Below are 246 nucleotides of genomic sequence, written 5' to 3'. Positions count from 1 at the left end.
ACAGCATTATCAAGACGTAATCACGGGGTCGATTCCGGATTTTATCCTCTTGGCTCTTGTACGATGAAATATAATCCAAAGATTAATGAAAAGGTTGCACGCTTTGCAGGCTTCGCGCAAGTCCATCCACTACAGGAGGCGGACACTGTGCAGGGAGCATTAGAATTACTGTATGACCTAGGTGATCATCTTGAAGAAATTACGGGGATGGACGCTGTGACATTACAGCCTGCGGCAGGAGCACAC

General features: G+C 47.2%; 1 pseudogene. It reads left to right on the top strand.

Annotated elements, in window-relative coordinates:
* A pseudogene (locus tag SB658_RS26620) lies at positions 1-246 on the top strand (aminomethyl-transferring glycine dehydrogenase subunit GcvPB); the annotation flags it as partial.

It is taken from the genome of Bacillus sp. SIMBA_008, assembly GCF_046535495.1.
Classification (GTDB): Bacteria; Bacillota; Bacilli; order Bacillales; family Bacillaceae; genus Bacillus; species Bacillus subtilis.
This window is presented reverse-complemented; position numbering and strand designations above follow the sequence as displayed.